General features: G+C 72.4%; 7 protein-coding genes. 1 reads left to right on the top strand and 6 read right to left on the bottom strand.

Translation table 11 applies throughout. The features are described 5' to 3' along the window. From zapE to ACE3Q3_RS05120, 4 genes are all read right to left on the bottom strand, one after another. The coding region (gene zapE, locus ACE3Q3_RS05135; RefSeq protein WP_374442913.1) for a cell division protein ZapE at positions 1-908 on the bottom strand (908 nt) is incomplete at its 3' end. A gap of 90 nt (positions 909-998) precedes the next feature. After that, complete coding sequence (locus ACE3Q3_RS05130) at positions 999-1,748, bottom strand: SDR family oxidoreductase (protein ID WP_374442909.1); 750 nt, start codon at positions 1,746-1,748, stop codon at positions 999-1,001. Next, positions 1,745-3,124 (bottom strand): NAD(P)H-dependent oxidoreductase, encoded by a 1,380-nt coding sequence (locus ACE3Q3_RS05125; RefSeq protein WP_374442905.1) that lies wholly within the window; start codon positions 3,122-3,124, stop codon positions 1,745-1,747. The genes ACE3Q3_RS05130 and ACE3Q3_RS05125 overlap by 4 nt, the downstream gene beginning before the upstream one ends. Positions 3,125-3,128: 4 nt before the next feature. After that, positions 3,129-3,917, bottom strand: coding sequence for a phytanoyl-CoA dioxygenase family protein (locus ACE3Q3_RS05120; protein WP_374442903.1), 789 nt, complete (start codon positions 3,915-3,917; stop codon positions 3,129-3,131). 143 nt (positions 3,918-4,060) lie between these two features. Here ACE3Q3_RS05120 and ACE3Q3_RS05115 point away from each other — a divergent pair, with 143 nt between their 5' ends. Next, entirely contained in the window at positions 4,061-4,579 is a 519-nt protein-coding gene (locus tag ACE3Q3_RS05115) for a peroxiredoxin-like family protein (protein WP_374442899.1), read from the top strand. Between the two features lie 14 nt (positions 4,580-4,593). Here ACE3Q3_RS05115 and ACE3Q3_RS05110 read toward each other — a convergent pair whose 3' ends face one another. Together ACE3Q3_RS05110 and ACE3Q3_RS05105 are read right to left on the bottom strand one after the other, a co-directional pair. Further along, positions 4,594-4,989 (bottom strand): MAPEG family protein, encoded by a 396-nt coding sequence (locus ACE3Q3_RS05110; RefSeq protein WP_374442895.1) that lies wholly within the window; start codon positions 4,987-4,989, stop codon positions 4,594-4,596. Further along, complete coding sequence (locus tag ACE3Q3_RS05105; RefSeq protein WP_374442892.1) at positions 4,986-5,933, bottom strand: N-carbamoyl-D-amino-acid hydrolase; 948 nt, start codon at positions 5,931-5,933, stop codon at positions 4,986-4,988. Before ACE3Q3_RS05105 ends, ACE3Q3_RS05110 begins: the two co-directional genes overlap by 4 nt. Positions 5,934-5,969 lie beyond the last annotated feature (36 nt).

Below are 5,969 nucleotides of genomic sequence, written 5' to 3'. Positions count from 1 at the left end.
AGGATGACCGCGTCGAAGGCGTCGGCGATGGCGAGATAGTCCGCCGGGCCGAGCATGCGCCGGCAGAGGTCGTCGAAGGCGAACCAGGCGACCCGGCGTGCCGCCTTCGGCACCATCAGCCGCCGGCCCAGCACCTCGATCTCGGTCGGGCGGGCGGGGATGCCGGCGGTCAGGTCGGCGAAGGTCGCGGCGAGCGCCGCCTCGGCCGCGGGCCCGGGCGGGACATGGTAGAGGCGGTGGTCCTTCAGCCGGTCGAGGCGGTAGTCGACCGCACCCGCCAGTTCCAGCACGTCCAGCTTGTCCTCGATCAGCTGGATGAAGGGCAGGAAGCGCTCGCGCTGGAGCCCGTCCTTGTAGAGGTCGCGCGGTGGCCGGTTGGAGGTCGCGATGACCACCACGCCCGCCTCGAACAGCGCCTGGAACAGGCGACCCAGGATCATCGCGTCGGCGATGTCGGTCACCTGGAACTCGTCGAAGCAGAGCAGCCAGGCCTCGCGCGCCAGTTCCTGGGCCAGCGGCTGCAGCGGATCGCCGGCATTGGTCCTGCGCCACTCGTGCAGGCGGCGGTGGACGTCCTGCATGAAGGCATGGAAATGGACCCGACGCTTCGCCTCGACCGGCGCCACGTCGAAGAAGAGGTCCATCAGCATCGACTTGCCGCGCCCGACCTCGCCATAGATGTAGAGCCCCTGCGGCGCCGGGTCGGGCCGGCGAGAGAGGCCGAGGCGGGCACGCCAGCCGCCGCTGCCGGTCTGCGGCCGGTAGCCGGCGAGCGCGTGCCACAGGGACTCCAGCTTCTCGGCGGCCAGCGCCTGCATCGGATCGGGACGCAGCTCGCCGCGCCGCACGAGGGCGCGGAACCGGGCGAGCGGCGACGCCGCGGCGGAGGATTCGGTCGTATCGGGCATGAAACCGGGGCGATAGATAGCCACCGCCGCCGGGAATGCAACCTCCGTTCGCGGCGGCGGTCGCCGGTCCGCCGCCGCTTCGGACCGGCCTCAGAGCCCGCCCGTCGCCCGCAGCGTGCCGCCATGGCAGTAGGCGGCGGCGTCCGACAGCAGGAAGAGGATCTGGCCGGCCACCTCCTCGGGCGTCGCCGCCCGGCCGAGCGGCACCAGCGAGACCATGCGGGCGACCCGGCCCGGTTCGCCGGCCGCGGCATGGATGTCGGTCTCGGTCAGGCCGGGCGCGATGCCGACGACGCGGATGCCCTCGCCCGCCACCTCCTTGGCGAGGCCGATGGTCAGGCTGTCGATCGCCCCCTTGGAGGCGGCGTACCACACGAACTCGCCGGGGCTGCCGCGGGTGGCGGCACCCGAGGAGACGTTGACGATCACGCCGCCCCCGCCGCCGCGCCGGGTCGACATGCGCCGCACCGCCTCGCGGGCGCAGAGGAAGGCCCCCAGGACGTTGATTCGGAACACCCGGTCGAGCGTCTCCGCGGTGACGTCGGCAACCCGGCCGATCGGCCCGCTGATGCCGGCATTGTTGACCAGACCGGTGAGCGGGCCGAGTGCCGCGGCCGCCTCGAACATGCCGAGGACGTCGGCTTCGACCGCGACGTCGCCGGCGACGGCGACGGCGCGGCCCCCCGCCTGCTCGATGTCGGCGACGACGCGCGCGGCGGCGGCCGCGTCGCGGGCGTAGTTGACGCAGACCGCGTAGCCGGCCCGGGCGGCGGCGCGCGCCGTGGCGGCGCCGATGCCGCGGCTGCCGCCGGTGACGAGAAGGACGCCGCGGGCGCTCATTGGGCCGCCTCCCGCACCGCCGCCGGGCGGAACATCGCCTCCATCTCGCGGCGCACCCGCACCACCTCTGCCCCCTCGTCGATCGCGACGTCGGCCCAGCCGACCGGGCGACCGGCGGCGATCGGCCGCTTCAGCCGGACGCCGTGGGCGAGGCCGAGCGGCAGGCCGCCCGCCGCCAGCGACGCCGCCGCCGGCATCAGCCGGCCATAGACGGTGAACCCGCCCTCGCCGTCCAGCGTCTCGCCGGCAGCGAGGTCGCGCTTGGCGGTGGCGACGACATCGCCGAGGAAGCCCTGGGCCGCGCCCGTCGCCTCACCGCGCAGTCCCGCCATGGCGACGGTGATGCCGAGTTCGAGCCCGATCAGGTGGTAGGGCTTGTACATGGCGGCGTAGCGCCCGCCGGGATCGGTGACGAGGCCATACTCGCGGAAGCAGCGGGCGACGTAGTCGTCCGGCGCCTCGAACACGGCATAGACGCCCCAGCGCAGGTCGCGGAAGACGGGCCGCCCGTCGCGCTCCAGGCTGGAGACGACCTCGACCGTGCCCGGCCCGTCGGCGGCCGCGTCGGCGAGCGCGCCGCCGAGCCTGGCCGGGCGCAGCACCCGCGGCAGGTCGTCGACGCCGCAGGGCGGGAAGGCGAGGCCATGTGCCTGCGGCACGAGGCCGGTAGCGTTGGCGACCGCCGCCATCTCGATCGCCGACTTGGTGCCGTCGAGGAAGGAGTTGAACATCTGCGGGTTCATGCCGCCCGCGGCCGCATCCTCCGGCGACAGGCCGTAATGGCCCCAGACCGTCTCCGGGGTCGAGGCATGGTAGGCCGGCAGGTACTTGGTCCCCTTGCCGGCGCAGACGACGCGCAGCCCGACGGCCCGCGCCCATTCCACCATCTCGGCAATCAGCGCCGGCTGGTCGCCATAGGCCAGCGAGTAGGCGACCCCGGCCGCGGCCGCCCGCCGGGCGAGCAGCGGTCCCGCCAGCACGTCCGCCTCGACATTGACCATGGCGACGTGGCGGCCGTGGGCGAAGGCGGCGAGCGCGTGGCGGATGCCGGCCGTCGGATGGCCCGTCGCCTCGACGACGACGTCGAGCCCGTCGGCGGCGAGAAGCGCCATCGCATCGTCGGTGACGAAGGTGGTGCCGGCCGCGCGCGCCGCCGCGAAGTCGCCGGCGGCGTACTGCTCGGCCGGCCAGCCGCAGCGGGCCAGCGCCGCCCGCGCCCGCTCGGGCGAGAGGTCGGCGATGCCGAGCACATGCAGGCCGGGGGTCCGGCGGGCCTGGGCCAGGAACATGGTGCCGAACTTGCCGGCGCCGATCACCCCGACGCGGATCGGGTTGCCGGCGGCCGCGCGCGCCGCGAGTAGGCGATGGAGGAACATCGGCTCAGGCGGCCTTTCCCAGGTGCAGCAGGCAGTCGTCCGGCAGGGGCTCGATCGGGCGGAAATCGCGATGGGCGATCCATTCCGGCCGCTGGAAGCGGCGGATCGCGTTGTCCACCCGGTTGAGGCTGACATAGACGATGGTGCGGTCGAAGGGCGACAGGTTGCCGGGGCTGGCATGCACGAGGTTGCCGTGGAACATCAGCACCGAGCCCGCCTTTCCCTTCGGCGCGACCAGCCCGCCCTCGGCGACGAGGCGGCGGATCGTGTCCTTGTCGATCGTCCACAGGGGATAGCTCGTCGTCTCCAGGTCGTGGCCGGCCTCCAGCACGCCCAGCTTGTGCGAGCGCGGGATGAACATGAGCGCGCCGTTGAACTCGGTCACGTCGTCGAGGAAGACGGCGACGTTCATCGCGTTCGGCCCCGGCATGTCGTCGTCGTTCTTCCAGGTGCCGTAGTCCTGGTGCCACTGCCACTGGTCACCGTCGAAGGCGGCCTTGGCGTTGATCTTGAACTGGTGGATGTAGGCCGGCCCGCCGAGGAGCTGGATCACCGGCTCGACCATGCGCGGATGGCGGGCGAGCGCGGCGAAGGTCGGGTCGTAGGTATGGGTGGCGAACGCCGTGCGCACGACGTCGCCCGTGCGCTCGCGCACGTTCTCCGGCCGGCGCTGGGCGAAGATGCGCGGGACCTCGCCCCGCATCACCGCCACCTCTTCGGCGGTGAACATCTCGGGAAGGAAGAGATAGCCCTCCTCCTCGAAGCGCGCGACCTGATCCGAAGTCAGCCTCATGGCGTCCGCTCCCGGGCGTCGTTTGCGGTCGAGGCTAGGCCCGAAGGCCGCGCCCCAGCAAGCGCCAGGCTTCACGCGGACGTGACGCCCGGCCGCGCATACCGTCTGCTAGGCAGGTTCCCGCCCCTCTGGAAGGAATCGCCATGTCGCCCAAGATCGCCGCCGGAAGCCCGATGCCCTCCTTCACGCTGCCGCAGGTCGGCGGCGGAACGCTCGACACGGGCGCGGGGGCGCCGGGCTGGTCGCTGGTCGTCGTCTATCGCGGCCGCCATTGCCCGCTGTGCAAGCGCTATCTGGCGCGGCTGAACGAGCTGCGGCCGGAGTTCGAGGCGGCATCGACGCGCGTGGTCGCGATTTCCGGCGATCCCGAGGAGAAGGCGGCGGCCGACGTCGCCGAGTTCGGCTGGACCTTCCCCGTCGGGTACGGCCTGTCGATCGACCAGATGCGGGCGCTCGGCCTCTACGTCTCGGACCCGCGCAGCCCCCAGGAGACCGACCGTCCCTTCGCCGAACCCGGCCTGTTCGTCGTCAATCCCGCCGGCCGGGTGCAGATCGTCGACCTGTCGAACGCGCCGTTCGCGCGACCGGACCTCGACGGCATCCTGCGCGGCGTCCGCCTGATCCAGGAACGCGACTACCCGATCCGCGGCACCCACGCCTGAGCGGCGCCGGCCCCTCAGCCGAGCGCCGTCGCCAGCACCATGACCGAAGCGGCGGCGACGACGCCCCAGGTGCCGAGGATGCCGACGGCGCGTCCGGGGCTGGGCCCCTCCGAGCCCGCCAGCCCGATTGCGTGCGCGGCGCGGGCGACGAACAGGGTACCGGCGAGGATGTGGATATGGAGCGATCCCCAGCCCGCGAGCGCGAGCAGGAGCAGCAGGAAGAGCGCCAGCGGGACATACTCGGCGAAGTTGCCGTGGACCCGGATGGCCCGCGCCAGATCGGGGTCGCCGCCGTCGCCGATCGCCACCTTGGCGCGGTAGCGGTGGCGGACGACGTAGCCGGCGAGCGCCAGGTAGAGCAGCCCGAGCAGCCCCGACCACAGCATCAGGGCGGCGACGGCGGGCTTCATGCGTCTCCCTCCGGCGGCAGGACGACGCCGGCGCGCGCGGTGATCGGGCCGTAGGCCTCGGGCCGGCGGTGGGCGGCGAAGTTGAAGATGGTGGTCTTGTAGGGGATCGTCCGGTCGAGGTCGCAACGCGCCACGATCAGTTCGTCGTCGCGGCTGACCGCCTGGGCGACGATCTCGCCTGAGGGCGCGATGATCGCCGAGCCGCCGATCAGCATGCAGCCCTCCTCGACCCCGGCCTTGGCCACGCCCACCACCCAGGTGCCGTTCTGGTAGGCGCCGGCCTGCATCGAGAGATGGTTGTGGAAGTCCGAGAGCGGGTCCTGATCGGGAGCCGGCGGATTGTGCTCGGGCGTGTTGTAGCCGAGCATGACCATCTCGACGCCCTGCAGCCCCATGACGCGGTAGGTCTCGGGCCAGCGGCGGTCGTTGCAGATCGCCATGCCCATGATGCCACCGAACGCCCGCCACACCGGCCAGCCGAGATTGCCGACCTCGAAGTAGCGCTTCTCGAGATGCTGGAAGGCGCGCCACGGCTCGTTGGCGGCGTGCCCGGGCAGATGGATCTTGCGATACTTGCCGACGACGCGGCCCTTGGGATCGACCAGGATCGCGGTGTTGAAGCGCCGGCGGCGCCCGTCCTCGACCGCGAGCTCGGCATAGCCGATCTTGAAGCCGATCCCGAGCCGGGTTGCCTCCTCGAAGAGCGGCCGCGTCTCCGGCCCCGGCATCTCGGTCTCGAAGAAGGCGTCGATCTCGGCCTCGTCCTCCATCCACCAGCGCGGAAAGAAGGTGGTCAGCGCCAGTTCCGGGAAGACGACGACCCGGCAGCCCATGCCGTGCGCCTGGCGCATGAGCTCGACCAGCCGGCGGACGACATCGGCGCGCGAATGGGCGCGCTGGATCGGGCCGAGCTGGGCGGCGCCGACGGTGAGGATGCGCGACATCGGTTCCCTCTCTCCTGTTCCTCGGCCAGCCCTATT

This window comes from Allostella sp. (assembly GCF_041913585.1).
In the GTDB taxonomy this organism is placed as follows: Bacteria; Pseudomonadota; Alphaproteobacteria; order ATCC43930; family Allostellaceae; genus Allostella.
Note: the sequence above shows the minus strand (reverse complement) of the source record. Positions and strands in the feature narration are given on the sequence as shown.

What these genes read in the sequence shown, in the direction of transcription:
- ACE3Q3_RS05130 (WP_374442909.1), bottom strand. Translation starts at nt 1,748, where the DNA reads ATGAGCGCCCGCGGCGTCCTTCTCGTCACCGGCGGCAGCCGCGGCATC.
- ACE3Q3_RS05125 (WP_374442905.1), bottom strand. Translation starts at nt 3,124, where the DNA reads ATGTTCCTCCATCGCCTACTCGCGGCGCGCGCGGCCGCCGGCAACCCG.
- ACE3Q3_RS05120 (WP_374442903.1), bottom strand. Translation starts at nt 3,917, where the DNA reads ATGAGGCTGACTTCGGATCAGGTCGCGCGCTTCGAGGAGGAGGGCTAT.
- ACE3Q3_RS05115 (WP_374442899.1), top strand. Translation starts at nt 4,061, where the DNA reads ATGTCGCCCAAGATCGCCGCCGGAAGCCCGATGCCCTCCTTCACGCTG.
- ACE3Q3_RS05110 (WP_374442895.1), bottom strand. Translation starts at nt 4,989, where the DNA reads ATGAAGCCCGCCGTCGCCGCCCTGATGCTGTGGTCGGGGCTGCTCGGG.
- ACE3Q3_RS05105 (WP_374442892.1), bottom strand. Translation starts at nt 5,933, where the DNA reads ATGTCGCGCATCCTCACCGTCGGCGCCGCCCAGCTCGGCCCGATCCAG.